Annotated in this window: 25 protein-coding genes and 3 pseudogenes; 14 read left to right on the forward strand and 14 right to left on the reverse strand. The window is 63.0% G+C overall.

All coding sequences use genetic code 11. The annotated features are described in order from the left end of the window. From I55_RS37985 to I55_RS10290, 9 genes and pseudogenes are all read left to right on the forward strand, one after another. Positions 1-91, forward strand: a pseudogene (locus I55_RS37985) (conjugal transfer protein); the annotation flags it as partial. An 8-nt stretch (positions 92-99) separates the two neighbouring features. Next, positions 100-2,538, forward strand: coding sequence for a conjugal transfer protein TrbE (gene trbE / locus I55_RS10255; RefSeq protein WP_044560445.1), 2,439 nt, complete (start codon positions 100-102; stop codon positions 2,536-2,538). Then, positions 2,535-3,299 (forward strand): P-type conjugative transfer protein TrbJ, encoded by a 765-nt coding sequence (gene trbJ, locus I55_RS10260; protein ID WP_044560446.1) that lies wholly within the window; start codon positions 2,535-2,537, stop codon positions 3,297-3,299. Before trbE ends, trbJ begins: the two co-directional genes overlap by 4 nt. A 10-nt stretch (positions 3,300-3,309) precedes the next feature. Next, positions 3,310-3,696 (forward strand): putative entry exclusion protein TrbK-alt, encoded by a 387-nt coding sequence (gene trbK-alt / locus I55_RS10265; protein ID WP_044560447.1) that lies wholly within the window; start codon positions 3,310-3,312, stop codon positions 3,694-3,696. A gap of 4 nt (positions 3,697-3,700) precedes the next feature. Further along, positions 3,701-5,059, forward strand: a complete 1,359-nt coding sequence (gene trbL, locus I55_RS10270; RefSeq protein ID WP_044560448.1) for a P-type conjugative transfer protein TrbL — start codon at positions 3,701-3,703, stop codon at positions 5,057-5,059. After that, complete coding sequence (trbF, locus tag I55_RS10275) at positions 5,059-5,742, forward strand: conjugal transfer protein TrbF (RefSeq protein WP_044560449.1); 684 nt, start codon at positions 5,059-5,061, stop codon at positions 5,740-5,742. Before trbL ends, trbF begins: the two co-directional genes overlap by 1 nt. A gap of 2 nt (positions 5,743-5,744) precedes the next feature. Then, entirely contained in the window at positions 5,745-6,767 is a 1,023-nt protein-coding gene (gene trbG, locus I55_RS10280; RefSeq protein WP_085939979.1) for a P-type conjugative transfer protein TrbG, read from the forward strand. Positions 6,768-6,838: 71 nt separating this feature from the next. Further along, positions 6,839-7,972: a TrbI/VirB10 family protein gene (locus tag I55_RS10285; RefSeq protein WP_211100308.1), complete on the forward strand. Its 1,134-nt coding sequence runs from the start codon at positions 6,839-6,841 to the stop codon at positions 7,970-7,972. Position 7,973: 1 nt separating this feature from the next. Next, positions 7,974-8,210: a DUF2274 domain-containing protein gene (locus tag I55_RS10290; protein WP_044560452.1), complete on the forward strand. Its 237-nt coding sequence runs from the start codon at positions 7,974-7,976 to the stop codon at positions 8,208-8,210. A 430-nt stretch (positions 8,211-8,640) separates the two neighbouring features. On the opposite strand, the gene I55_RS10295 is transcribed toward I55_RS10290, so the two are convergent. The 6 genes from I55_RS10295 to I55_RS10320 form a co-directional block, all read right to left on the reverse strand. Then, complete coding sequence (locus I55_RS10295) at positions 8,641-10,080, reverse strand: aldehyde dehydrogenase family protein (RefSeq protein WP_044560453.1); 1,440 nt, start codon at positions 10,078-10,080, stop codon at positions 8,641-8,643. A gap of 41 nt (positions 10,081-10,121) precedes the next feature. Beyond that, positions 10,122-11,333, reverse strand: coding sequence for a M24 family metallopeptidase (locus I55_RS10300; RefSeq protein WP_159107156.1), 1,212 nt, complete (start codon positions 11,331-11,333; stop codon positions 10,122-10,124). Positions 11,334-11,555: 222 nt separating this feature from the next. Further along, positions 11,556-12,371 carry an NAD(P)-dependent oxidoreductase gene (locus I55_RS10305; RefSeq protein ID WP_044560455.1) on the reverse strand — a complete coding sequence of 272 codons (816 nt, stop codon included), beginning with the start codon at positions 12,369-12,371 and terminating at the stop codon, positions 11,556-11,558. Then, positions 12,368-12,814 (reverse strand): MarR family winged helix-turn-helix transcriptional regulator, encoded by a 447-nt coding sequence (locus I55_RS10310; protein ID WP_199902544.1) that lies wholly within the window; start codon positions 12,812-12,814, stop codon positions 12,368-12,370. The genes I55_RS10305 and I55_RS10310 overlap by 4 nt, the downstream gene beginning before the upstream one ends. A gap of 384 nt (positions 12,815-13,198) precedes the next feature. After that, the gene (locus I55_RS10315) at positions 13,199-13,648 is read right to left on the reverse strand and encodes a lipocalin-like domain-containing protein (protein WP_044560467.1); all 450 of its coding nucleotides are present in this window, start codon (positions 13,646-13,648) and stop codon (positions 13,199-13,201) included. A 63-nt stretch (positions 13,649-13,711) separates the two neighbouring features. Next, positions 13,712-14,629, reverse strand: a complete 918-nt coding sequence (locus I55_RS10320; protein WP_307718702.1) for an SDR family oxidoreductase — start codon at positions 14,627-14,629, stop codon at positions 13,712-13,714. Positions 14,630-14,671: 42 nt separating this feature from the next. Between I55_RS10320 and I55_RS10325 the strand changes: the two genes are divergently transcribed. After that, on the forward strand, positions 14,672-15,577 hold the full coding sequence (locus I55_RS10325; RefSeq protein ID WP_044560457.1) for a LysR family transcriptional regulator: 906 nt from the start codon (positions 14,672-14,674) through the stop codon (positions 15,575-15,577). Positions 15,578-15,820: 243 nt separating this feature from the next. On the opposite strand, the gene I55_RS10330 is transcribed toward I55_RS10325, so the two are convergent. From I55_RS10330 to I55_RS10345, 4 genes are all read right to left on the reverse strand, one after another. Next, entirely contained in the window at positions 15,821-16,732 is a 912-nt protein-coding gene (locus I55_RS10330; RefSeq protein ID WP_044560458.1) for a LysR family transcriptional regulator, read from the reverse strand. A 120-nt stretch (positions 16,733-16,852) separates the two neighbouring features. Next, positions 16,853-17,095 carry a hypothetical protein gene (locus I55_RS10335; protein WP_044560459.1) on the reverse strand — a complete coding sequence of 81 codons (243 nt, stop codon included), beginning with the start codon at positions 17,093-17,095 and terminating at the stop codon, positions 16,853-16,855. Positions 17,096-17,111: 16 nt separating this feature from the next. Next, on the reverse strand, positions 17,112-17,855 hold the full coding sequence (locus I55_RS10340; protein ID WP_044560469.1) for an SDR family oxidoreductase: 744 nt from the start codon (positions 17,853-17,855) through the stop codon (positions 17,112-17,114). Between the two features lie 31 nt (positions 17,856-17,886). Next, entirely contained in the window at positions 17,887-18,732 is an 846-nt protein-coding gene (locus I55_RS10345) for an SDR family oxidoreductase (protein WP_044560460.1), read from the reverse strand. A 157-nt stretch (positions 18,733-18,889) separates the two neighbouring features. Here I55_RS10345 and I55_RS34345 point away from each other — a divergent pair, with 157 nt between their 5' ends. Next, positions 18,890-19,858, forward strand: coding sequence for an AraC family transcriptional regulator (locus I55_RS34345; protein WP_083901003.1), 969 nt, complete (start codon positions 18,890-18,892; stop codon positions 19,856-19,858). A 111-nt stretch (positions 19,859-19,969) separates the two neighbouring features. Here the strand turns inward: I55_RS34345 and I55_RS10355 are convergent, their stop codons facing one another. Then, entirely contained in the window at positions 19,970-21,391 is a 1,422-nt protein-coding gene (locus tag I55_RS10355; protein ID WP_044560462.1) for an MFS transporter, read from the reverse strand. Further along, entirely contained in the window at positions 21,384-22,202 is an 819-nt protein-coding gene (locus I55_RS10360) for an alpha/beta fold hydrolase (RefSeq protein WP_044560463.1), read from the reverse strand. The genes I55_RS10355 and I55_RS10360 overlap by 8 nt, the downstream gene beginning before the upstream one ends. Positions 22,203-22,377: 175 nt before the next feature. Here I55_RS10360 and I55_RS10365 point away from each other — a divergent pair, with 175 nt between their 5' ends. Further along, the gene (locus tag I55_RS10365; protein ID WP_044560464.1) at positions 22,378-22,962 is read left to right on the forward strand and encodes a TetR/AcrR family transcriptional regulator; all 585 of its coding nucleotides are present in this window, start codon (positions 22,378-22,380) and stop codon (positions 22,960-22,962) included. 592 nt (positions 22,963-23,554) lie between these two features. Then, positions 23,555-23,839, forward strand: coding sequence for an AlpA family transcriptional regulator (locus I55_RS34350; protein WP_083901004.1), 285 nt, complete (start codon positions 23,555-23,557; stop codon positions 23,837-23,839). Here I55_RS34350 and I55_RS10370 read toward each other — a convergent pair. After that, positions 23,805-25,061 carry a site-specific integrase gene (locus I55_RS10370; RefSeq protein ID WP_044560465.1) on the reverse strand — a complete coding sequence of 419 codons (1,257 nt, stop codon included), beginning with the start codon at positions 25,059-25,061 and terminating at the stop codon, positions 23,805-23,807. The genes I55_RS34350 and I55_RS10370 overlap by 35 nt on opposite strands. 293 nt (positions 25,062-25,354) lie before the next feature. Further along, positions 25,355-26,416, reverse strand: a pseudogene (guaA, locus tag I55_RS10375) (glutamine-hydrolyzing GMP synthase); the annotation flags it as partial. Between guaA and I55_RS34355 the strand changes: the two are divergent. After that, positions 26,401-26,521, forward strand: a pseudogene (locus I55_RS34355) (phosphoenolpyruvate carboxykinase domain-containing protein); the annotation flags it as partial. The pseudogenes guaA and I55_RS34355 overlap by 16 nt on opposite strands.

Here is a 26,521-nt window from a genome sequence, read left to right on the forward strand (position 1 = left end):
TTTCGCCGCCGTCTGGGCGGCCAAGCGCGACCCACAATTCGTCGACGTTGGTCGCCGGCACCTCCGCATCCCCGGTCACCTGAACGTCTGAGGCGCGCCATGATGAACCTCGCCGAATATCGCCGCACCTCGACCCGCCTTGCGGATTTCCTACCCTGGGCGGCGCTGGTCGCACCCGGCGTCGTCCTCAACAAGGACGGCTCGTTTCAGCGCAGCGCGCGCTTCCGCGGACCTGATCTCGATTCCGCCGTACAGGCCGAGCTCGTCGCGGTCGCGGGCCGCCTCAACAGCGCCTTCCGCCGTCTCGGCAGCGGCTGGGCGATCTTCGTCGAGGCGCAGCGCCATGCCGTTGGCGCCTATCCGGCGAGCCGCTTTCCTGACGCCGCCTCGGCCATGGTCGATGCCGAGCGCAAGGCCGACTTCGAAGAGGACGCGGCCCATTACGAGTCGAGCTACTTCCTGACCTTCACCTTCCTGCCGCCGGCCGAGGATGCCGCGCTCGCGGAGAGCTGGCTTTACGAAGGCAAGGCCGAGCGCGGCGTCGACGCCTGGGAGGCGCTGCGCGGCTTCTTCGACCGCACCGACCGCATCCTGCAGCTCATCGAGGCCTTTATGCCGGAATGCGCATGGCTCGATGATGTCGAGACCCTGACCTATCTGCACTCGACCGTCTCGACGAAGCGCTACCGCGTCCGTGTTCCCGAGACGCCGATGTATCTCGACGCGCTCGTCGCCGATCAGCCGCTCACCGGCGGCCTTGAGCCGCGCCTTGCTGACGCGCATCTACGCATCCTTACGGTCGTCGGATTTCCGACCGCGACGACGCCCGGCATCCTGGACGATCTCAACCGGCTCGCCTTTCCCTATCGCTGGTCGACCCGGGCGATCCTGCTCGACAAGACCGACGCCACGAAGCTGCTGACCAAGATCCGGCGGCAGTGGTTCTCCAAGCGCAAGTCGATCGCCGCGATCCTCAAGGAGGTGATGACCAACGAGGCGAGCGCCCTCGTCGACACCGATGCCGCCAACAAGGCCGCCGATGCCGATCTGGCGCTGCAGGAACTCGGCGCCGATTATGCCGGTCAGGCCTATGTCACCGCCACGATCGCCGTCTGGGACAACGATCACCGCGTCGCGTCGGAGAAGCTCCGTCTCGTCGAGAAGGTGATCCAGGGCCGCGACTTCACCGCGATACCCGAGACGATCAACGCGGCCGACGCCTGGCTCGGATCGCTGCCGGGGCACGTCTACGCCAATGTCCGTCAGCCGCCGATCTCGACGCTCAATCTCGCCCACATGATCCCGCTTTCGGCGGTGTGGGCGGGGCCGGAACGGGATGAGCACTTTGGTGCGCCCCCCTTGCTATACGGCAAGACCGAAGGGTCCACCCCGTTCCGGTTCTCGATTCACGTCGGTGACGTCGGCCACACCCTGGTGGTCGGCCCGACCGGCGCGGGCAAGTCGGTGCTGCTGGCGCTGATGGCGCTGCAGTTCCGCCGCTACGCCGGGGCGCAGGTCTTCGCCTTCGACTTCGGCGGCTCGATCCGCGCCGCCGCCATCGCCATGGGCGGCGACTGGCACGATCTCGGCGGCGGGTTGACCGAGGGCTCGGCCGACAGTGTCGCGCTGCAGCCGCTCTCCCGGATCGACGAGGCAGCCGAACGCGCCTGGGCCGCCGACTGGATCGTCGCCATCCTGATGCGCGAGAGCATCCAGGTCACGCCCGAGGTCAAGGAGCTGATCTGGACGGCGCTGTCGTCGCTGGCCAGCGCGCCCGTCGCCGAACGCACCATGACCGGCCTGTCGGTGCTGCTCCAATCGAACGACCTGAAGCAGGCGCTGCGGCCATATTGCGTCGGCGGACCCTATGGCCGGCTGCTCGACGCCGAGAGCGAGCACCTTGGCACTGCCACCGTCCAGGCCTTCGAGACGGAGGGCTTGATCGGGACGGCTGCGGCACCGGCGGTCCTCTCCTATCTCTTCCACCGTATCGAGGACCGACTGAACGGCGAGCCGACCCTGATCATCGTCGACGAAGGCTGGCTCGCCCTGGACGACGAGGGCTTCGCCGGCCAGCTCCGCGAGTGGCTGAAGACGCTGCGCAAGAAGAACGCCAGCGTCGTCTTCGCCACCCAGTCGCTCTCCGACATCGACGGCTCGGCCATCGCGCCGGCCATCATCGAGAGCTGCCAGACGCGGCTCCTGCTGCCGAACGAACGGGCGATCGAGCCGCAGATCACCGCGATCTACCGGCGCTTCGGCCTCAACGACCGGCAGATCGAGATCCTCGCGAGGGCAATGCCCAAGAGGGACTATTACTGCCAGAGCCGCCGCGGCAACCGCCTGTTCGAGCTGGGCCTCGCCGACGTCGCGCTCGCGCTCTGCGCGGCATCCTCCAAGACCGACCAGGCCGCCATCGACCGCATCGTCACCGAGCACGGCCGCGAAGGCTTCCTCCCGGCGTGGCTGCGCCATCGCGGCATCGACTGGGCGGCCGACCTCATTCCCAACCTCACCAACCTGGAGAGCCAGCCATGAAACTGCGTGTCCCCCGCGCGGCGTTCGCCGCCGCCATTCTCGCCGCGCCGCTGTCGGTGTCGCCGGTGCTGATCGCCCCGGCCTCGGCCCAATGGATCGTCTACGATCCTACCAACTACGCGCAGAACCTGCTGTCGGCGACACGCGCGCTGCAGCAGATCAACAATCAGATCACGTCGCTCCAGAACGAAGCGACGATGCTGATCAACCAGGCGCGCAACCTCACGAGCCTGCCGTTCTCCTCGCTCCAGCAGCTTCAGCAGTCGGTTCAGCGGACCCAACAACTCCTCGGTGAGGCCCAGCGCATCGCCTACAACGTCCAGAACATCGATCAGGCCTTCCGCGCGAACTACGGGGCCGGCAGCGCCTCGATGAGCGCGTCCGACCAGCAGCTCGTTGCCCAGGCCAAGGAACGCTGGAACAACACGGTATCGGGCCTGCAGGACGCGATGCGCGTCCAGGCGGGCGTGGTCGGCAATATCGACACCAACCGCACGCAGATGTCGGCGCTGGTCGGTCAGAGCCAGGGCGCGACCGGCGCCTTGCAGGCGACGCAGGCCGGCAACCAGCTCCTCGCGCTTCAGGCCCAGCAGCTCGCCGATCTCACCGCCGTCGTCTCCGCCAATGGCCGCGCCCAGGCGCTTGCCGAGGCGGAGCGCTCGGCGGCCGCGGAACAGGGCCGTGAGCAACGCCGCCGCTTCCTGACGCCAGGCGCGGGATACCAGCCCGGCAACGCGCAGATGTTCCCAGGCAGCAACTGAGGCCGCGGCGATGGACGGAAAGATTCTCGCGCGTGTCGGCGCCATCGGCTTCGTGACCTTTGCGATCACGGCGACGGCGATCGAACTCTCCCGCAAAGACGAACCGCCGCTCTATCGCAGCGTCGCCGCGGCGACCGAAACGGGCGTCGACCCGCTGAAGATCGAGCTGCGGCGCTGCCAGCAGCTCGGTGAAGCCGGCACCCACGATCCCGCCTGCCTTCAGGCCTGGGCAGACAACCGCAACCGCTTCCTGAAACCGTCGCAGGCCCTTCAGCCGCAGCCTGCGCCGCAAGCCTCAGGCCCGCATGGTCAGCCGCTGAACCCTCCGGCCGCCCGCGAGCCCGCCGTCAACGAGACCGCACCGGCCATCGACTCCCACACGAACGAGGCGCGTTGAGACCATGGGCGACACCGGCGTCATCGACCATTTCCTAGAGGTCTTCACCCGCTACATCGATAGCGGTTTTGGCCTCCTCAGCGGCGAAGTGGCCTTCATCGCCACCACGCTGATCGTGATCGACGTGACGCTCGCCGCGCTGTTCTGGAGCTGGGGCGCCGACGACGACATCATGGCGCGGCTGGTCAAGAAGACGCTCTTCGTCGGCGTCTTCGCCTATCTGATCGGCAACTGGAACAATTTCGCCCGCATCATCTTCGAGAGCTTCGCCGGGCTCGGGCTGAAGGCGTCCGGCACCGGCTTCACGGTCGCCGACATGATGCGGCCCGGCCGCGTCGCGCAGACAGGCCTCGATGCTGGGCGGCCGCTGCTCGATTCCATCTCCGATCTCATGGGCTACTGGAGTTTCTTCGAAAACTTCATCCAGATCGCGGTGATGCTGCTCGCCTGGGGCCTGGTGCTGCTCGCCTTCTTCATCCTCGCGATCCAGCTCTTCGTTACCCTGATCGAATTCAAGCTGACGACGCTTGCCGGCTTCGTGCTCATCCCGTTCGGTCTCTTTGGCAAGAGCGCCTTCATGGCCGAGCGCGTGCTCGGCAACGTCATATCCTCCGGCATCAAAGTGCTGGTCCTCGGCGTCATCATCGGCATCGGATCGAGCCTGTTCTCCGAGTTCACCGCAGGCTTTGGCGGCCGCACGCCGACGATCGACGAAGCGATGGCGATCGTGCTCGCGGCGTTGACTTTGCTCGGCCTCGGCATCTTCGGCCCCGGCATCGCCAACGGCCTCGTGTCCGGAGGCCCGCAGCTCGGCGCCGGCGCTGCGGTGGGAACGGGCCTTGCCGCTGGCGGCATGGTCGCCGCCGGCGCTGCGACTGTCGGCGCGGTCGCTTCTGGAGGCGCGGCGCTCGCAGGAGGCGCCGCTGCCGCCGCCCGCGGAGGCGCAGCGCTGGCTGGCGGAGCTTCCACCGCATACAGCCTGGGCGCCGCAGGGCAGACGGGCGCCTCGGGCGTGGCCAGCGGCCTGGGCGGGGTCGCCCGGGCCGCCGGTTCCGCAGCCACATCGCCGCTCCGCCGCGCCGCCGAGCGCGCGTCGTCGAGTATGCGCTCCAGCTTCGCCGACGGAGCCCGATCCGCCTTCGAGGCGACCGGGGGCTCCTCGACCATGGGCACCGTTGCCGAAGCGGCGAACGACGCCGCAACGACTCCTTCCGGTAGCGGCGATCAACCGCCTGCCTGGGCCCGCCGCATGAAGCGCTCTCAACAAATGAGCCACGCCGTCTCGACCACAGTCCATGCGGTGCGCAGCGGCGACAGCCACGGCGGCGGCTCTTCCATCAATCTCTCCGAAGGTGACCGCTGATGTTTCGACGACCCTCGACGCACTATGGAAAAGCTCCCGAACCCGAAACGCCGTATCAGCGCGCCGCGCAGGTCTGGGATGACCGCATCGGCTCGGCCCGCGTCCAGGCGCGCAACTGGCGCTACATGGCCTTCGGCTCCCTCTTCCTGTCGGCGGGGTTCGCGGCGGCGCTGGTCTGGCAGTCGGCGCGCGGCACTGTCGTTCCCTGGGTCGTTCAGACCGACCGGCTCGGCCAGGCCCAGGCGATCGCGCCGGCTACGACGGACTACCAACCGACCGACCCCCAGATCGCGTTCCACCTCGCGCGCTTCATCGAGCAGGTCCGTTCGATCCCGGCGGACGCCATCATCGTCCGCCAAAACTGGCTGCGCGCCTACGACTTCACAACAGACCGGGGAGCAGCGGCGCTCAACGACTACGCGCGCGCGAACGATCCCTTCGCCAAGGTTGGCCGCCAGCAGATCGCCGTCGACGTCTCGAGCGTGATCCGCGCGTCGCCGGGCAGCTTCCGCGTCGCATGGACCGAGCGCCGCTACGAGAACGGCCAGCTCGCCAACACGACCCGATGGACGGCGATCCTCACCATCGTCGTCCAAATTCCGCGCAACGCCGACCGGCTGCGCGCCAATCCGCTGGGGATTTACGTCAACGCAATTTCATGGTCACAGGAGCTTGGGCAATGACGATGCCGATTTTCCGTAAAGCCGGAGAACCGGCTTTCCGTACTCACACATTGGCGGCTTTGCTGCTTTGCGCCACGGCGCTTGCCGGCTGCGCAACGACGCAGAGGCCGCCCGAGATCAGCTACGACGACGCGCCTGCCGCCGTGCAGACGGTCGATCCGCCGGCGCCGGTCAGGGTGGTCGAACTGCCGAGGCCGCTTCCGCTGCCCGGACAGATGAAGCCGGTCGAGGAGTCGCGGCGAGCGCCCGAACCCGCCGATCCGACGGCGCGCGTCAACCAGGCCAATGCCGCCGCCCGCATCCAGCCGGTGCGCGACGGTTTCATCAACTCCATGCAGGTCTATCCCTTCACCCAAGGGGCGCTCTATCAGGTCTACACCGCCGTCGGGCAGATCACCGACATCGCGCTCCAGCCGGGCGAGCAGCTCGTCGGCTCCGGGCCGGTGGCGGCCGGCGATACGGTCCGCTGGATCATCGGTGACACGCAGAGCGGTTCCGGGGCGACCCTGCAGGTCCACATCCTGGTGAAGCCCACCCGCGCCGATCTGATGACCAATCTCGTCATCAACACCAACCTGCGCACCTACCACATGGAGCTGCGCTCGACCGAGCGGACCTATATGGCCTCGGTCTCCTGGCAGTATCCGCAGGACCAGCTCATCGCGCTGCGCCGCCAAAACGCCGAGGCACAGGCAGCCCAGCCGGTGGCGACCGGCGTCGATCTTTCGCGCATCAATTTTCGCTACGAGGTGACCGGCGACCGCGCTGCATGGCGGCCGCTACGGGCCTATGACGATGGCCGTCAGGTGTTCATCGAATTCCCGCGAGGCATCGGCCAGGGCGAGATGCCGCCGCTCTTCGTTGTCGGCGCCGAGGCCAGTACGTCCGAACTCGTCAACTACCGGGTCCGTAACAACTACATAATCGTCGACCGGCTGTTCGCAGCCGCGGAGCTGCGCTTCGGTTCCGGTAACACCCAGAAGCGCGTCCGGATCACCCGCACCGACGGGAGACCCGCGTCGTGAGCGATGACCGGAACGAGGAAGTGGAAGCCGGCGCACCGCTCACCGGATCTGCGCCGGAGGCAGCCGCACCGATGCGGCTGCGCGCCGATGCTCCGCGTGTCACGCGGCTGTCGCGCAAGGTGCTAGCCGGACTCAGCTTGGTGGCGAGCCTCGGCCTCGGCGGCGCGCTGGTCTATGCGCTCCAGACCCGCAACGGCGGGCAGCCGCCCGAGGAACTCTATTCGACCGAAAACCGCTCGACGGCTGACGGACTTCATGGCCTGCCGCGCGACTATGCCGGCGTGCCGCAGCTCGGGCCGCCATTGCCCGGCGATCTTGGCCGGCCGATCGTCAGCGCGCAGAACCGGGGACAGCCCGTGCCGCTGCCCGGCGTCGCGCCAGTGCAGCCCGGAATCAGCCCGGAAGAACAGCGTCGCCTGCAGGAGATTGAGACGGCGCGGACCAGCCGGCTGTTTGCAGCCTCGGAAGCGCACACCACGACGCCGGCAACGACGAGTACGCCGACCCTGGCGCAGCCCGATCTCACGAGCCTTGGCCTCGCGCCGCCGGCCGCGACGCCTACGACGCAGGAGCGGCAACAGGCGTTCCTCAACGCACCCGTCGACCGGCGCACGGTCGCGGCTCACCGCGTCGCCTTGCCGGCATCGCCGAACATCCTGCAGGCGGGCGCGGTCATCTCGGCGGCGCTGATCACCGGTATTCGTTCGGACTTGCCGGGCCAGATCACCGCGCAGGTCACCGAGAACATCTATGACAGCCCGACCGGCCGCATCCTTCTCGTCCCTCAGGGCACACGCGTCATCGGCCAGCACGACAACAACGTCCAGTTCGGGCAAAGCCGCGTCCTCCTGGTGTGGAACCGCCTGATCTTCCCGAATGGCCGGAGCATCGTGCTGGAGCGGCAGCCCGGTGCTGACGCCGAGGGTTATGCCGGCCTTCAGGATGGCGTCGACTATCACTGGTGGGATTTCGCCAAGGCGGCCGGGCTCTCGACGCTGCTCAGCTTCGGCGCGGAACTCGCCACGAATGACGATGACCGGCTGATCCAGGCGATCCGCAACGGCGGCCAGGACACGATCAACGACGCAGGTCAGCAGATCGTTCGCAGGCAACTCAACATCGCACCCACGCTAACGATCCGCGCGGGCTTTCCGGTCCGAGTAATCGTTACGCGCGATCTCGTGCTCGAACCTTACGGAGGCTGAGATGACGAAGCTCAAGCTCGGTGCAATCGCCGACGAGAAGCCGGTCAAGGTGACTGTCGAGTTGCCCGCAGCGCTGCACCGGGATCTGGTTGCCTACGCTGAGGTGCTAGCCCGTGCGACCGGGCAGCCCGTCAACGATCCGGCAAAGCTGATCATCCCAATGGTGCAGCGGTTCATCGCTACGGACCGTGGATTCGCAAAGGCGAGAAAAGAATTTGCCTCTCCCTCGGAGTTGTAGCCGCAAGGCGCCGAGTGGATAAGGTGCCCACGGCAGCTCGATACGATGCGCCTGGCGCTGCTGCGGCTTCATTCCGAGGTTAAAAGTAGTCGTAAGTCTAACGCGAGGTTACATTCCATCAAAAGTGGCATTGGAAGCGCAGATATGCCTTGATATTTCGATATTATTTCTGAGCGATATTAAGAAGTTTTTCGGATGCCTAACTACTGATGGCGCGATACAAACCTCGTGCGAGCGAAGTGCGAGGAAGGACCAGGACTTCCCCGCCATTTGGCAAAAATGTTCTGGAGTCTTCAGAACGGATTCCACCACACCGAAGTCAGTCCCCTAAGAGGCGCTACAGACTAACACCCAACATAGGAAAAAGCGCTTTGCTCTCATCCCACATGCGATGAGTACCGCAATAGCAAGGTATCCTCACTTCAGCCATCTACGCTGCTCCTCGAATTGAGATGTCTCCATCACCGTATCCGACAGCGTTCACGACGTGCGCTTGGGTAAATTCGTGAAGCCCATCCTGTCCCAGCTCGGCTCCAAGACCCGATTGCTTGGCGCCACGCATGGGAATCGTCGGTTCGATCGCGAAGTGCTGGTTGATCCAGACAGTGCCCGAGTCGATCTGCTTGGCGATCTCGATCGCCCGGTCGACGTCGCGGGCCCAGATCGTGCCGGCCAGACCATAGATTGAGTTGTTGGCGCGCGCGATCACGTCGTCAATGTTGTCGTACCGCAGCACCGGGAAGGCGGGGCCGAACTGTTCCTCGCTGACCAGCAATGCATCGTCGGGAAGATCGCGGACGATCGTCGGCGCGATGAAGTAGCCGTCCCGGTCCAGCGGATGGCCGCCGGCGATGATCGTGCCGCGCTCCCGCGAATCCTCGATGAGGGCGAGGACGCGTTCGAACTGGCTCTTGTTTTGCAACGGCCCCATCTGGGTGCCTTGCTGGCTGCCGTCGCCGACCACCAGTTCGCCGGCGAGCCTGGCCATCTCGTCGCAGAATTCGTCGTAGACCGCAGCCGGCACGTAGGCCCGCTTGGGCGCGACGCAGATCTGGCCGGAATTGCTCATCGCCGCCTTGAACACCTGGGCGGCGACATGCTTCACGTCGACATCGTCGAGCACGATGACGACGTCGTTGCCGCCGAGTTCCAGCGTGACGCGCTTCATCGACTTGGCCGCCGCCGCCATCACCGCCTTGCCGGTTTCGGTCGACCCGGTGAGCGTGACCATGGCAACGTCGGGATGTTCGCTCAGGCTGCTGCCGAGATGGGTACCGGCAAGGATATTGACCACGCCCGCGGGCAGGACATCGGCCAGGATCTCGCCCAGCAGCAAGGCCGTGAGCGGTGTTGTCGACGCCGGCTTGACGATGACGGTATTGCCCGTGATGAGCGCCGGACCAAGCTTGTTTATCAGCAGGACGAGCGGGAAGTTCCACGGGACGATCGCCGCGACGACGCCCAGCGGCGTGCGATGTTCGATCACCTTGCCCTTGGGGCCGTCACGCAGCACGCGGGATTCCACGCGCATGTCGCGGAAGGCGCGAAGCGTCTCGATCGCGTGATGGACCTCGGCTCCGGCCTGGTTGAGCGGGGCACCCTGTTCGCTGGTGAGAAGCGCGGTGAATTCGGACGCCCGTACTTCCATGGCCTGGCAGATCGCCTCGATCCGGTCGGCGCGCTGTTCGACCGGCAAGGCCGACCAGCCGGGGAACGCGCGCTTGGCGGCGGCAACGGCGGTTTCGACATGCTCGGGATCGGCATCGGGGCATGCGGCGAACGGCGCCGCCGTGGCCGGATTGACGACGGGAAAGGTGCGCGGGGTCGACACCAGTCGGCCGTCGATCAGCAGTTTGAACGTGTGTTCCATGGGAATGAACTCCAGAGATCTGAATGCAGGGATGCGCCGGGTCAGCCGACGGTGTGGAAGTCCGTCGCGATCGAATTCAGCTCGATCGCGCCGTCGTCCCCGATGAGGATCGTGCCGCCGAGGTTGATCCGGTGATTGTCGCGGCAGGCATCGGGTTCGAGAGCGAAGACCTGGCCCGGCGCCAGTTCGATGTCGTTCAGCAGCGGAACGGGCCGCAGGCCGTCGTGCTGCAGCAGGGGCGGAACCTTGTCGATGTTTATGCCGATCCGGCCGACGAGGGCGGTCGGCGTCAGCGTATGTACGAGCGGCGTCAGGGTCCACGCACCGCTGTCCTGCGCGGGCTGGGCCATCGCCGCGTCCAGTTCCTTGAACGAGATGCCGGGACGGGCGGTGTCGCGGCCGATTTCGTAGCTGCGCCGGGCGATCGTGGCGAGTTCGCGCAGCACAGTGGGCACCGGCTCGATCGCAATCGACATCTGCTGCTGCGTTTCGAGGCCGGCATAGGCGGGCATGATCTCCGCCTGGACCAGATCGCCTTCCTTCACGATGCGGGACTCGCCGCCCCAGTATGTCCAGAAGGGCGGTGCCCAGCCGACATCGTCCGCGCCGACGCTGATGATGAGGTTGGGCGGCGGCGTAGTGGCGCCGGCCTTGTGGATCACTTCCATGATGGCGGCGTAGATGTCGCGTTCGCGCACGCCCGGCCTGACCATGTCGAGCATCACCTGGCTGACGGTTTCGCCGATCGCCGCGCAGTGGCGGACGAGCCGCTGTTCTTCGGAGCTCTTGACGAGAATGGCCTTGCTGAATTCCAGCGAGACGTCGGTGAAGGTGGCGTCCGGCAGTGCGTCGAGCACCGCCATCCAGGTGCGGAAGGGAATGATCCCTTCCATTTCCCCCGGCGCCTTGCTGTCGAGCCCGACCACGCCGATGCGGGCGGTATCGAGGCCCCGCTCCTTCAGGACGGTCGCGACGGTCCCGCCAGCCGGTCCGACGCGGACATCGTCGATCCAGAAGTCCGTCCCCCGCATGTTTTCCGGGAAACGGCGGGTGATCCGGTGATGCGTCCAGGTGATGTAGGTCGGATCACCGCGGAGCGGCAGCACGACGACCCCTTCGATGCTCTCGTTCGAAAGGTAGCCTTCGAACCGTTCCTTGCCGCGCAGGCCGAACACGATCAGGGCTTTCAGATCGAGGGTTTCCATCAGTCTTCGGAGCAGGGCGTAGCGCCGGTCGCGCTCGGCAAGGCTCAAGACCGGGCTCTCTATAGTGTTCGTAGCGTGGCCCTTCGTCATCGTGGCGCCTTTCGTACGGGTTGATGAAGATCAGCCGCTGGCTTGCGGACGAGCGCTTCCGTGCCTAGGCGATCGACATCACCCGGGAGGCCAGTGGCTGATCAGTTTTTGGAGGCGGCGGGCGTTGGCCCTGCCAACATCAAAGGCCCGTGGACCAATCGGGCCAGTGCAGGGCGGCTCTTAGAGCGCGTCTTCCTGCATCGCCTGGTAGGTGGAGCGGACTTCGGGCGTGAAGCCGAGACCGCGCGCGAACGCTCCATCAACAACGCCGGACCAGGGATTGGTCAGGGGCGCTGCGTTTGGCGCGGCCGGCGATCCCGCGATTGCGCTGAGCTCAAGGATGGTCATCGGCGCGTCGTCGACAGTGTTTACGATGTGGCCGTCGAACGTTCCCTGAAGCGCCAGCTTGGTGACCGTGGCGATATCGCGGTGATGGATCATGCTCAGCCGGTTCGCTGGGTGCAGGTTCAGGAGCTGTGCGATATGTGGGATTTGTCCAATATGTCCGTCGTCATCGCCATAGACAAAGCCATAGCGAAGCACCGACCAGTTGAGGCCGCTCTCGCGGAGCAGCTTCTCCGCCGCGACCTTGCTGGCGGGATAGTCGCGCTTGGGCGAGACGTCGTCGCTTTCCAGCGACGGCCGGGGGCTATCTTCGTTATAGACGAGGCTGGTGCTGGCCATGATGAACCGCGCGGCGGGCGCGTTCGCCTTGGCGGCGTCGATCAGATTACGCGTGCCCTCCAGATTGACGTCCCAAATCTGTTTGGTGTCCGGCGTGCGAAGGACGCCTGCGAGGTGGACGATGGCTTCGACGCCCGCAACGGCGGCGCCAAGCGAGGGGGCGTCGAGGATGTCGCCCGCGACTGGAGACACCCCGGCCGGAAGTGATTTACCTTCGCGCACAAGTGCGCGGACGTCGATCCCGGCCTCGACGAGCCGAGGCAGGAGACGCGTGCCGACAAGGCCGGTCGCGCCCGTGACAAGAATAGTCATGCATTAGTTCCTTCGTTGATGCGTTTGTTCAGTCGTTCGGTAGCCGTCTGAAGGACGTTGACCACGAGGCTGAGGGAGTCTTCGTCCACACCCTCGAACGCGATGTCCAAGATGAGGGCGATGGGGTCGGGAAGCCGCTGCCAGAGGTCTTTACCCTCCGCAGTCAGGCTCAAGATCCGTTGCCGTTGGTCATTTGGGTCCGGCGCCTGCGCGACAAAGCCTTTCCGGACTAGTGCGCTGACGACGTCGCTCAATGCAGGCTTCTCGATCTGGAGCAACTTCGGGAAGTCGCGCTGAGCCGTTGGTCCGTGATGCACCAATTGGTGCAGGACATACCATTGCGTCGAGCCGAGATCGTACGGACGCAAGATGCGTTCGATCGCCGCGCGGCTCGCCAAGTGATAGCGCTTCGCCCACGCCCCTGCCGAATTGTGATGGGGCATGATAAATTCCTCCTTCATTCGGTACCGAACAATATCTATTCGGCGCCGAACGATCTGTCAAGCGCTTTAATCTCCGCGTTGCCCAGAGCGTCTAGCGCCCGGCGCCACCGCGGCGGCAATTTCGGTGAGATCTAGGTTCATCGCTGCGGGTTGCATTGGGGCGGCACCGATGCAACCCCGTTGCCCTCTTGGGGAAGATCGCTCCGGAAATGTCGGTAGACACGTTGCGTTGGTCCCGCGGTGCGGACGGCCGCCGCGCCGGGCCCACCGGCAGATGATCTTGTTTTTTTGGCCGCCCCGGGCTTCATCAGCGAACCAGATCTCTACCCGGTCAAGCGCGATGCTCTTCTCGACCGCGATCTTCTGCAGATTTCATCTTCGTGTCTAACGCACGCGCTCCCAGCGGATAGCGATCGTGGTGCCATCCGGACGCTGAAAGTTCTCCGTCATGTTGTCCCCGTCTACGACGAGGCGCAGCTCCTTGCGAGTGCGGACGGTGCCGATCCAGTTTGGAAAAGTCGATCCCTCGACTCGATTGCCGCTGAATTCGCCCGCTTCATCCACCGTGTACGTACCGAAGAAGCCAATGGTTTTCGCCATAGCAATCCGGTTCTCGGCATCCGTCCCCTCGCCCCGCGCGTCGGACGCAAAACGGGGAACGTCCGCGTCGGTCAATACTTCGACGAAATGCATGTCGGGTGTGAAACTGAGCAATCCGTTTGGCTTCGCTCCGTAAGCCGGCACGTTGGCTCCCTGTGGATCGAGCTGGGCAGATACCATCCGCCACGTGCCTAGCACTTGGTTAGGAGATCCGGCTTCAGCAGCGCTGCCCATGACCAAAATTCCTATTAAGAATGGGAGGTAGAACCGCGACGCTGGCATGATTCATTCTCCTGATCAGCTCGCTTTGAAGAGGCGACGTACGATGCGAATTTGCGTTTGGTCCCCAAGCCATCGACGCAACCGCCAGAGCTGCTTCGCGTCCGCTCCCACGAGATAGCGGAGACGGTCGCTTGGGTCATTCGCGGCTTGGAAAATAACGTCCGCAACCGCCTCAGGTGTGCTTGCACGCCGAGCGTTTCGTTCACGTGTGGTTTTAATCGCCTCCATCATCGGCGCATAGTCAGGCTGCGCTGAGTGATCGAGAACGTCCATGGAACGGCTTGCGAAGTCCGTCTTGGTTAGTCCGGGCTCAACGATTTTGACCTTGATGCCCAACCTGCCCAGCTCGTACCACAGCCCCTCAGACAATCCTTCGACTGCGAACTTGGTGGAGTTGTAAAGCGCGTAGGCGGGGAAGGCCATGAGGCCGCCTGTCGAGCTGACGTTTATAAGCGCTCCGCCGCGATTTGCGCGGAAGTGGGGCGCGATGGCTTTGATGCAGTCGATCAAACCAAAGACATTGACGTCATACTGGCGCTGCACCTGCTCGCGCGACGCGGCTTCGAGCGGACCAAGGGTGCCGTAGCCCGCATTGTTAACCCAGACGTCAATCTTGCCGAATGTCGAGATCGCTGTTGCAACGGCCGCCTGCACACTGACGACGTCTTGCACGTCAAGCGCTACAAGCTTCAGCTGATCCGTCTCGACCAGGTCCTTCTCGGCAAGAGGGCGACGCATAGCGGCAACGACGTTCCATCCATTGTTCGCAAAAAGCCGGGCCGTCGCCTTCCCAATGCCGCTCGACGCACCCGTGACCACTATCGTTCCCGCTTGATCCATTATCTGTGGCTCCGGACGGCTCGCGCAGAACAACTTCGTCGCTTCAGCCGCTTGATTGAGGATTCTCAGATAGGGAATTCTACCTTCAAGCATAATAAGGGTATTTTTGCGCAGCGTGATGAAGGATTTTCACCAATGAGGCCGCGGCTTGACGATCTCGCCATTTTTCTCGCGATCGCGGAGCAAGGCAGTTTTCGCCGTGCTGCGGCTCTGCTCGACCTTTCGCCGTCCGCGCTTAGCCATGCGATGCGGGCGCTTGAAACCCGGCTCGGCGCACGCCTTCTCAATCGGACAACGCGGAGTGTCGGCCTCACAGACGCTGGAGCAAGGCTAGCTGAACGGCTCCGGCCAGCGCTGTTCAGCGTGGATAGCGCCATCGCCGAACTGCGGGACGAGACTGGCCAGCTTTCCGGATGTATTCGTATCACGACGACCGAACATGGCGCCGTACTTCTCCTGGACCGCGGTATAGCGGAATTTCAGGAACGTCATCCTCTTGTAGAGATTGAGTTGGCAGTGGACGCGGCGTTAGTGGACCTCACAACAGGCGGCTTTGACGCTGGAGTTCGATTCCGTGATGACGTTCCGCTTGATATGGTGGCGATCCCGATATCGCCACACGCCGCGCTCGCCGCCGTAGCAGCACCTGCCTACCTTGCCGCACATCCGTTACCAGAGAGGCCGGCAGATTTGATGCAACACCGCTGTATCCGCCAGCGCTTCGCGAATGGCCGGGTTTATCGCTGGGAATTCGAGGACGAGGGCCGCGTCGTGACGATCGAGCCGCATGGAATGCTGGTGAGCAACAGTCTCCCCGCGATCGTCGCGGCGACTGTGCGTGGGGCGGGGATCTGTTACGTCCCCATGCATCACGTGGCAGCGCAACTCGCGTCCGGGCAATTGGTGCGATTGCTTGAAGACTATTCGCTTACTTTCGACGGCCCTTGTTTCTACTATTTGCCGTCACGCCACCCAACAAGGGCGTTCACCGCGTTCGTCGACCATCTGCGAAATACCTGTGCGTCACAGCTATGGAGCTAAGCCGATCTGCTTAGCGAAATGCTGGTCCGTCGCGTCGATCACCGGCTGCCGCTCGTCACGGTCGGGCCAGTTCGTGGCCGCGATGCTCCAGCTTCATCGTGTCGCCGTTGCCGGGTCACCACGATGATCGTTTCGCAAATTGAGGAGGCTGTTTAATCGGGCGCTCCATTCTCGAGGTCAGCGCCGGAGCCCTCGACCGAGGTCACAGCGTCAGCGTCCGCGGGAACTGCTGAGACGATATTCCTACAACGCAGTAGTCGCCGGACCGACAACCGCTTCACAAATTTCCAGCAGCCGCTTCAGCGTCGGGTTCGCGTTATTCTTCGGCCATACGACATTCCAAGAGACTGTCTGTGCCGGCTCGATCGAGACGAACCGCACTCCAGGATGGGCCGCGCCAAGGATCGAACTTATCACAAGCGTCAATCCATAGCCTTTGCCAACCATGTTCAAGAGATTGTCGCGCCCGACCTGATGGACGACGATCTCGGGTCGGAAGCCTGGGCCCGAGATGTGGCGCAAGATGATGCCCTCCACCTCCGGACCAGATCCATCGGCCATCACGAGGAGCGTCTCATCGCGCAGATCCTCCCAGGTAAGATGCGACCGCCCTGCTAGCGCATGGCTGGCGGGGAGCGCGGCAAAGAGCGCTTCTTCATAGAGGTGCCTGTTATCACAGTCGGGGGAGCGGGGTTTACCAACGAGGAATGCGGCATCGAGCCTGCCGTTCAGCATTCCGATCAGATGCGCCTGCGACGTACCCTCGCTGATCCTCACTTCGATTTTGGGAAATCGCTCATGGTAGGTCGCGAGCAGATCAGCGAGCTTCCCATCCGCAAGCGAAGCCATGACGCCGATCCGCAGCGTGCCGACAAAGCCCTTCTTTATCTGGGCGACGTCACCGACAGCCCTGCATAAATGTGCCGCCCCGAACTCGGCATCGCGCAAGAACCGCTCCCCCGTAAGCGTCAGTCGGCAGCCTATCCTGGTCCGTTCGAAAAGCACGATGCCCAATCGATCTTCCAAGGACCGAACGCGCCGGCTCAGAGTCGACTGGGAGACATCCGCTGCCCCTGCCGCCCGCCGGAGGCTGCCGTGCTGAGCGACGAGCATCGCATCCCGTAGGTGGCGTAGGTCAAACGCAAGATCAGGCATCGGCCGCAGGCTTTCGATCAACACGTACCGCCAGCTCCAGCTGCGTATCTCGGATTGGCGACCTTGCGACCATGTACCTCGTCGTCCCTTGACCGGCCCGAAAACCGCGAATGCCCTGGACTACGCCAGCCCGGACAGGCGCGACTGCGAGGCTTGCACCAATGCCCGCGTTTCAACGTAATCTCGAATGTCCGCCCGCTTGCCGCCGCGGGCCATGATCGCGAAGAACCAGTCGTAGTGAATGCCCTGGCCCCCCAGTTTCTCGGAAGGCAAGCTTCTGCCGTTGGTCACATCAATGATGGCTTGCTGCTGCCAGGTGACTAGCGCCCTTGGTGACCTTCGGGTCCTCTGCGAAACGGACATCGACTTACATCGCTGCTCAGCGAGCGCTGAGCATTCCGACGACCTGATCGAAGCGGCCATCCCGCTCCGCCCAACGCAAGAGCTTGACGCGTTCCACCAGGATCTCCCCCGGCGTGGGCTGCTGCTGGAACAGCGTCATTACCTCGTCCGCGAACTGATCTAGAGGCATATATCCGTCACGCGCGGACTGACCGGGCGTGAGCTCCGTCTGGACGCCTGGGGGAGCCAATTCTATCACATCGACCTTGCCCTTGAGCTGCGTGCGCAGGGATACCGTGTAGGAATGGATCGCCGCCTTGGTGGCGCTGTAGGTTGGCGTTGCGCTCAGCGGCACGAAGGCCAGGCCCGACGAGACATTAATGATCGCGGCGTCGGGTTGCACCGCCAGATGGTCGATCAGCGCATTGATGAGCCGGATCGGCGCGAGCAGATTTGTGACGATCGTCTCTTCGGCGTCAGCGAGATCGCGGCGTCTCGTCAGATCCTCGCTGCGCATGATGCCCGCGTTGTTGATGAGGACATTGAGCTCTGGATACTCGGTGACCACGCGTCTGGCGAAGGCCATGATGGCCTCGGGATCGTCGACATCGAGAGTCAAGGCGGACATCCGCTCCCGGCCGGCGATCGTCTCCTCAAGCGCCTCCCTGCGCCGCCCCGCGACGATCACGGCGTTTCCCAGGTCGTGAAAGCGCTGCGCCAACTCGCGCCCGATCCCGGACCCCCCACCGGTGAAGAGAATGGTATTTCCTACTGTTTTCATTAACATGCACTCCACTTGATCCAAGGGTCTGTCAGACGACGGCGCCGTTCGAGAAGATTGTCTGTCCGCTGACCCATGCGCCATCGCCGCTGCAGAGCGCAGCGATCGTATCGGCGATATCGGAGGGCTCGCCGATACGGCCCATGGGTGTGCGATCGATGAAGCCTTGGATTTGCTGAGGGGTCTTTCCGTCGGTGAAGAGGGTTGTGTTAACGAGCCCCGGCGCCACAGCATTGACGGCGACTTTCCGTGCGCCCAGTTCCTTTGCGAGGACACCCGCATACATTTCCTGGACCGCTTTGGTCGCCGCATAGGGTCCATAGGTCGGGGACCGAAGCTGCACGATACTCGAAGAAAGCGTGATGATGCGCCCGCCCTCACGCACACGCCGCGATGCTTCGCGCAGCACGTTGAAGCTACCTTTGGCGTTGACGGCGAGCATCCTGTCGAAATGCTCATCCGTCATATCGCGGAAGGGCGCGAGCCGCATGATGCCGGCGTTGCTCACCACCACGTCGACGCCGCCAAAGGCACGGTCGTTCGCATCGAAGAGACGACGGACCGCAGCCGGATCGCTGACGTCCGCCTGTTCCCAGACAGCGCGTCCACCGGAGGCTTCGATCTCGCGGACGACGCCTGCCGCAAGGTCACGGTTGACCACGCAATTGACCGTGACCGCGTAGCCGTCTCGCGCAAGGCGCTTGGCGGTCGCGGCGCCGATGCCCCTGGAAGAACCCGTCACCAGTGCGACCTTCCCGTTCGATGCTTGCGCAGGCCGAGTGGTCTGAGCATTGGCCGTGCCCACCGCCATCACAGCGGGAACCAGCGCTGCCGCCGTCAGCACGGCCCGTCGTGGTACATCGTTTCGTTCAGCCATCGGAGTTCCTTTCTGCTCGATAAAGCTGCAGGGACATCCATACGGTTCGGGCGGATCAGAAACTTGCCGAGCTATGCGTGAAGTTTGCCTAATCCTGTAGCTTAGGTGATTTCTATTCGGGTTCAGCCTATATTCGACCGGATCATTGGAGAGATGCATGGACGCGCTTAAAGAGGCCGTACGGAGCTATGCCTTTACCCACGCAAATCCGGATGGTCTTGCGCTGACATCTGTTCCCGGGCTGCGGATGATGTGCGTCGAGACGCCGCGCGGCGATCTTCACTCTGTCTACCGTCCGCTGGTTTGCCTAGTTCTGCAGGGCGCAAAGGCAATGACTGTGGGTGGTGAGCAGCGAACCATTTCCGCTGGGCAATCAATTATCGTGAGCGCCGACATGCCGGTAGTAGGCCGCGTTGTACAAGCTAGCCCGAGCAAGCCCTATCTCGCTGTTGCCGTCGAACTTCAGCAGGGGGTTCTTGGTGAATTGACCGCTCACCTGGGCGCTGTCCGGGCTGCAAGAACGTCCCGGACACCCACACTGTTTTCCGAGAACACAAATAATGCCGTAATGGATTGTGCATTGCGCCTGATGTGTCTGCTCGATCGACCTGAAGCAATTCCGCTTCTTCATGAAGGGATCACGCGCGAACTGCATTATTGGCTTCTGTCCGGCCAGCACGGTGAAGCGCTTCGGGCGCTTGCCGACCCAACGAGCTATGCGAGCCGTCTTGGCGCTGCTATCGCGGTGATAAGGCGAGATTATCGATCAAGGATTCTAGTGGATCAACTCGCGGCGGTTGCTGGGATGAGCCTCACAGCCTTTCACAAGCACTTCAAGCAGATGACATCGCTTACTCCAGGTCAGTTCCAGAAGCGGCTGCGCTTGACCGAGGCGCGCCGGCTCATGCTGGAGCATGGCTTTTCGGCAACGAGTGCGGCGCTCGATGTCGGCTTCGAAAGCGTCTCGCAGTTCACTCGCGAATATGGACGGCTGTTCAAAACGCCTCCGAAGCGCGACGTCCTCCGCGTGCGGGACGCGCTAGGCACGAAAAATGGAGCAATTGACGGTGACGGGGTGGACAGCCCCGGTACCAGCGTAGGCATATATGGTTTTGCGCAACGCTGACCCAGCTGCTGCACAGGTCAGGCGTCAATGCACCTCGCCCCCTGCGTCAGCATTGCGCCCCCTCAATGCGGGAACGCGTCGCTTTCAAACGGCTGCACGAGGCAAGCCCTATCAAAATTCGGTCATCGGCACGGTCTTGGCCGAAGATCGTTGTGGGCGAAGAAGAAGAGCGAAGACCGCGCCCAGGAGCGCCGCCAAAGCCGCTGCTGTAATCGCGTAGCGTATGCCTTGGATCATCGCCTCGGTTCCAGTCGCGCCAGGATCGGCGAAGAACGACGAAACCGCGATCAGCAAAGCCAAGCCGATGGCGCCGCCGACTTGAAATGTCGTGGAAGCCATGGCGGAGGCGACCCCCTGCTCCTCGTCGGCGATATCTGAGCCGACCGCTATCCAGATCGGTCCCCAGGCAATGCCTTGTCCAAGGCTGCCGATCAGCAGGCCAGCGACGAGATCCACGTAGCCGGCGCCAGGGACGAGGCATGCCGCAATGGCCGCCGTCCCCGCCGCACCGATTGTGAAGCCCACAATGATCGTCGGCTTCACGCCGAGCCTGTTGGTCATGCGCGTGCCGATCTGCGTTCCGGCGGCTTGGAGGATGCATGGCAACAGAAACGCGAGCCCGGTCTGCATGGGCGAATAGCCGAATGCATCCTGAAACAGCAGCGTCTCAAAATACGGCAACGCGAAGAAGGTGCCCATGTAGAGGGCTGTCAGCCCCATGCCCACGCACAAGTTGCGATTTTTCAGAAAGCGCAAGGGCATCAACGGGTCGCGGCCGCGCGCTTCGATGCCCACAAAGGCAACGAGCACGAACACCGCCAGTAGTGCCAGAGCAGCCGTCGATGCCGTGGCCCAACCTGCCTGACCGCCATGAACGATCGTGTAGACCAGTAACGTCGCACCCGCCGTAACGGTCACGGCACCCGGCAGATCAAAACTGCGCCTGGCATGCGACGGTCGATCGCCAGGTATCGCAACAAGGGCGCCCGCAGCCGTCAGGAGGCAAAGAGGAACGTTCACCAGGAAAACCGAGGGCCAGCCGAACAGACTTACGAGCACGCCTCCGATCAGCGACCCGAGTGTCAGACCACACGAGCCGAATAAGGCCCAGATGCCGAGCGCACGCACGCGTTCCGGTCCCTCTGCGAACAGCACGTTGACAAGCGCTACCGTCGACGGGAAGAGCAGCGCTGCACCCAGCCCCTGGATCGCGCGCGCCACGACGATCAGCGTTGGTGATGTCGCAAGGCCACCCAGCAACGACGCGGCCGCAAAAAGAACAAGCGCCCCGATAAACAAGCGCCTGCGTCCGAGAAGATCAGAAGCCCGGCCGCCCAGGAGCAGGAAGCCCCCGAAGACGACCGTGTAGCCATGCATGACCCATTGCAGACCGTTCTCGGAGAAGCCGAGTTCAATTCCAATCCGGGGCAACGCAACATAGACGATGGTGAAGTCGATCGCCATGATCAGATGCGCAAAGGCGATGAGGAACAGGCCAAAACCGCGCGTCCCTAGCGAGCGACTTTCAACCATGGTTCTTCACCAAGGCTCCGGGAACGTCATCCACAAAGTCGAGTATGGCCCCGGCGATCTCGGCTGGACGTTCCAACGTTGCGAGATGTCCTGTGTCGATCTCCAGATATCGGGCGTTGGGAATCATATCGACGAGGCCACGCGCATGGGCTGGTGGGACCATCTGATCGTGCGTACAACCGATAATGAATGCGGGTTTTGTGATGCGCCTCGCTTGGTCGCGCACGTCCAGCGTCATGTTAAGTTCGATCTGGCGCGCCATCCCCTCCCAGTTGTTTTCTGCGACGATCTCCTCGATGGTTTGAATGGTCGTCTGCGGATCCATTTGCGACAGAAAGTCGGGACTAAACCCGGCGAGCAAAAGCAAGCGGGCCATTGATCGCCGATCGGTGCGGATCAAATCCCGCCAAAGCTCCATCTCCAGTCTGAACCGTGGGTCCGCGCTGTCTGCTAATCCCGCGATCAAGGTCACGGAGCGCACAAGATCGGGATATTCGGCTGCTATGTAGATTGCGATCGCGGATCCCAGCGAGAAGCCGACCAGGTCGAAAGGTGCTGTGCCAACCTCCTCTGCGGCGGCGACCGCTTGGGCGGCTAGTAGAGCGACAGTAAGCGGCCTGCCGTCATCGACAGTCTCACCCGACCCGGAAAAATTCGGGCGAATGACCGTGCGTGTCTCGGCAATATTTGCGACCAGAGGCGCCCAATTAGTTTCAGAATTACCGCCTGTGCCATGCACCAGCATCAAACCTGGCCCAGATCCATCGACCTGGAAGGCCACCTTTGACTGTTCAACTTCAACAAATCGCATCTATTGCTCCAACTTTCCGCGACGTTTCTCCGGATGGCACAAGGTCCTTGATCCGGAGGGGGCCAGTGCTCGTGAGGTACGGGTTGGCATCTTGCCGGCGCGAACATACAACAAACGAAGGGTGCCTACGCTTATATACGTAGGGTGCCTACGCTTATCAAGAGAAGTGACGGACATGCGTCAAAAGTCTAATTCCACCTCGACACGGCGCCCACGGGCAGACGGCGAACGCAATCGAGCGCGCCTTATCGCGGCCGCCAAGGCCGCCTTCGCCGAACGCGGCGCAACCGCCAGTCTGGAGGGAATCGCAAGCGAGGCGAATGTCAGCATCGCCTCGCTCTATCGCCACTTTCCGACCCGCGACGCGCTGATCGAGGCAGTGTATCGGCAGGAAACAGACACGCTCATCGACGCGGCCGTGAAGCTGATGGATCAGAGAGAGCCCAAAACGGCCCTGCGCGAATGGTTGCTGCTGTTCGTAGAATTCCTCGATACCAAGCACGGAATGGCGGAGGCACTGAACACCTTGATCGGGGGCCCGGATGCCCTCTACAGCGGAACACCGGGCCGCCTGGCCCCTCCCGTCACCGCACTGGTCGATCGCGCGGTCAAGACCGGCGGCTATCGGATTGATGTTGAGCCGATAGACCTACTGCGCGCCATTTCAGGCGTAGCGAACCATACTGCCAATGCGGAGTGGAAGCAGTCCGCGATCCGAATGGTGGACCTCCTGCTCAAGGGATTGCAAGCCAAGGAATAGCGTTCACAAGCTTCCGACGCGGCCCGAAAGGTCCACGAGGGAGTTTCGACGTCCTGCTCCCGCTAAAGATGTATGCTGGGACGTGTGGGACTCGCCGGTGCCCGAGGGCCGACAGCCCTACAAGCGGCCCCTCGACTTCCACGATTATCAACTGCCTGGGGGCTAAGGCAGCGAATGCCAGCTAACTCCAATGCAGCTTCGGAGCGAGATTCCCACGGTGGGGGAAATACAGGAAGAAGGCTGCAAAGGGCGGGCAATAGTCCTCAAAGAGAGGCATAGGGGAAGATCTTGTGCCCCAGTTCCGGCTTTGAGGTATTCGGTCGGCGACAGAGCGCCTCGAGGAATCGAACCGACACTCCTATCGGAACCGGATTTTGAAGGGAGTCGCGTTACTGAATGCGCCCCCTCGTTGTAGGCCCAACACGTTGCGATCTCGTCCAGCGCCTGTTCAGCCCTATGCTGCACCTAGCAGTCAGGAAAAAGCCGCCGATGTGTACGCTATAGCCCGAAAATACCGCACGGCGTTTCGAAGGGGCTTCCAGTATCAGCATCTATCATTCTCAATCGCCTCAGCAATGCAGGAGATTTCAGAATGGCAAAGATCGAACCAACGCAACTGCGGAGAACCATCCGGCGACAACAGTTGCGGGAGATGGTGCCCATGGCCGACAGCACTATTTATGAAATGGAGCAGCGCGGCGAATTTCCCCGGCGGTTCGCGCTCTCGCCACGTTGTATCGTGTGGGATCTGGCCGAGGTCGAGGCTTGGTTGATCGCACGACGGACCGCCCCAATCCGTCGTGCGCAACACCCCGACGTCACCAAGCGCAGATCCCGTCCAGTCAGAGAGCGGGATCAAGCTCCATCAAAGGCATAGCTGCAGGCATTAGCGTGGGGGCATGCCTACGACCATCCACCCATGCGTCCACCGTATCCGCCCACTCCTGCATCATGTGCCGGCGCTGGACCTCGTATTCCGCCTTGTTGTAGACGCCACGGGAAGACCGGCCATCCTCGTGCGCCAAGCACTTTTCGATCCAGTCGCGATTGAAGCCCAACTCATTTAGTAGGGTCGATCCAGTTCGCCGCAGATCGTGTACCGTGAACGGTTCGAGCGGCAGCCCATCTTCTTTGGCCTGCTCCACAACTGAATAAGTGACCCGATTGAACGTCGCTCGAGACATTGGAGCGTCGGCATCGTAGCGCGAAGGTAGTAGATACCGGGAGTTGCCGGCGCAGGTCTTGAGCGCAATCATAATGTCGAGAGTCTGGCGGCAGAGATAGACGTTGTGCGCCTTCGACCGCTTCATTCGCTCCTTGGGAATCGTCCAAACAGCGTTCTCGAAATCGACCTCATCCCACACCGCGTCCTGCAGTTCGCTCTTGCGCACCATCGTCAGCAAGAAGAGCCGCATTCCGAGCCGGATCGTCGGCAACGTCGCGACCTTTTCCAACTCCTTCAACATCACTCGAATTTCCGCAGGCGACAGCGCCCGATCCTTCGGCGCGAACGTCGCGATCGATGCTGGTCCGACGTCATCGGCCGGATTGGCAACCTTCTCGCCGTGCAAGATCGCGAAGCCGTAGATCTGTTTCAGGATATCCCGGACGTGAATCGCCGTTGCTGGCGCGCCGCGATCGACAATTTTGCCGCATTGCGCACGAAGATCGTCCGGCGTGATCTCAGTAAGCAGACGGTTGCGCCAAACCGGCAGTAGCTCTCGTTCAAAGATAGAGCGACGCATCGCTCGGGTGCTGTCGGCCATCGGCGCATTCACCAGCCACTTTTCGCCGAACTCGCCGAAGCTCTTGGCTTCCTTGATCCGACGCTTCTCGCGCTGCTTCTCAATGGCCGGTGAACGACCTTCGCTGATCGCCCGCCGCGCGTCCAGGCACAGCTCCCGGGCTCGGGCCAGCGAGATTCCATCTCGCCCGTATTTGCCCAGGTAGACTGTCTCGCGTCGACCATTAAGCCGGTAGTCCAACCTGAACGAGAGCGCACCAGATGGCGCGACACGCACATACATGCCGTCGCGGTCCGTCACCTTGTACATTTTCTCTTTGGGTTTCAGCGCTTTGATCGCTGCATCCGTCAACATGCTATGCCACCTCCAAAAAAGTACCGTCGCGCGTTTTTGGGGGGCTCTCGCCGGAAAAGTCTGCGTATTGTCAGCAGCTTAGAGTCAAAAAAGTACCGTCAGGAGCCTCATCTCCCTTGACGGTACTTTCAAATTTCGTCGCGATCAATATGGCCAAGGCCCGTCAACGGGGCCGACGGCCGCGATCTCTGCCCACCAATAGGCATCGATAGATATCGACAGGAATATTTATTTTTATCAGTGCGTTAGGTCGCACGCTAGCGTGGTTTTGGATATGCCCGGATAGGCAAAAATCATTCCCACTCGATCGTGCCCGGCGGCTTGCTGGTGATGTCGTAGGTCACGCGGTTGATTCCGCGCACCTCGTTGATGATGCGGGTGGCCACCCGGCCCAGGAACTCATGGGGGAAGGGGTAGTAGTCGGCGGTCATGCCGTCGACCGAGGTCACGGCGCGGAGCGCGCAGGCGTAATCGTAGGAGCGGCCGTCGCCCATCACGCCCACGGTACGCACCGGCAGCAGCACGGCGAAGGCCTGCCAGATGTCATCGTAAAGGCCGGCGTTGCGGATTTCGTCCAGGTAGACCGTGTCGGCCTTGCGCAGGATGTCCAGCTTCTCCAGCGTGATCTCGCCGGGGATGCGGATGGCGAGGCCCGGGCCCGGGAAAGGGTGGCGGCCGATGAAGGCCTTGGGCAGGCCCAGCTCCACGCCCAGGCGGCGGACCTCGTCCTTGAACAGCTCGCGCAGCGGTTCCACCAGCTTCAGGTTCATGCGCTCCGGCAGGCCGCCCACATTGTGATGCGACTTGATGGTGACGCTGGGGCCGCCGGTGAAGCTGACGCTTTCGATGACGTCGGGGTAGAGCGTGCCCTGGGCCAGGAAGCCGGCGCCGCCGATCTTCTTGGCCTCGGCATCGAAGATCTCGATGAAGGTGGCGCCGATGGTTTTGCGCTTCACCTCCGGGTCGCTGACGCCGGCCAGCTTGCCCAGGAACAGGTCGGCCGCGTCCACATGCACCAGCGGGATGTTGTAGTGGTCGCGGAACAGGGTCACCACCTCATCCGCCTCACCCGCGCGCATCAGGCCGGTGTCGACGAAGATGCAGGTCAGCTGGTCGCCGATGGCTTCATGGATCAGCACGGCGGCCACCGAGCTGTCGACGCCGCCGGACAGGCCGCAGATGACCTTGCCGGTGCCGACTTGGGCGCGGATCTTCTCGATGGCCTGGGCCTTGAAGGCGGCCATGGTCCAGCTGCCCGACAGGCCGGAAACGGAGAACAGGAAATTGCGGATCAGCGCGTCGCCATGTGGGGTGTGCACCACCTCCGGATGGAACTGCACGGGTCGCCGCCGCCTTCCCCTCCGCCTGCGGCAAGACCAACTTCGCCATGATGGTGCCCCCGGCCGCCTTCGACGGCTGGAAGGTGCGGACCATCGGTGACGACATCGCCTGGATCAAGC

It is taken from the genome of Azospirillum sp. B4 (genome assembly GCF_000333275.1).
Classification (GTDB): domain Bacteria; phylum Pseudomonadota; class Alphaproteobacteria; order Azospirillales; family Azospirillaceae; genus Nitrospirillum.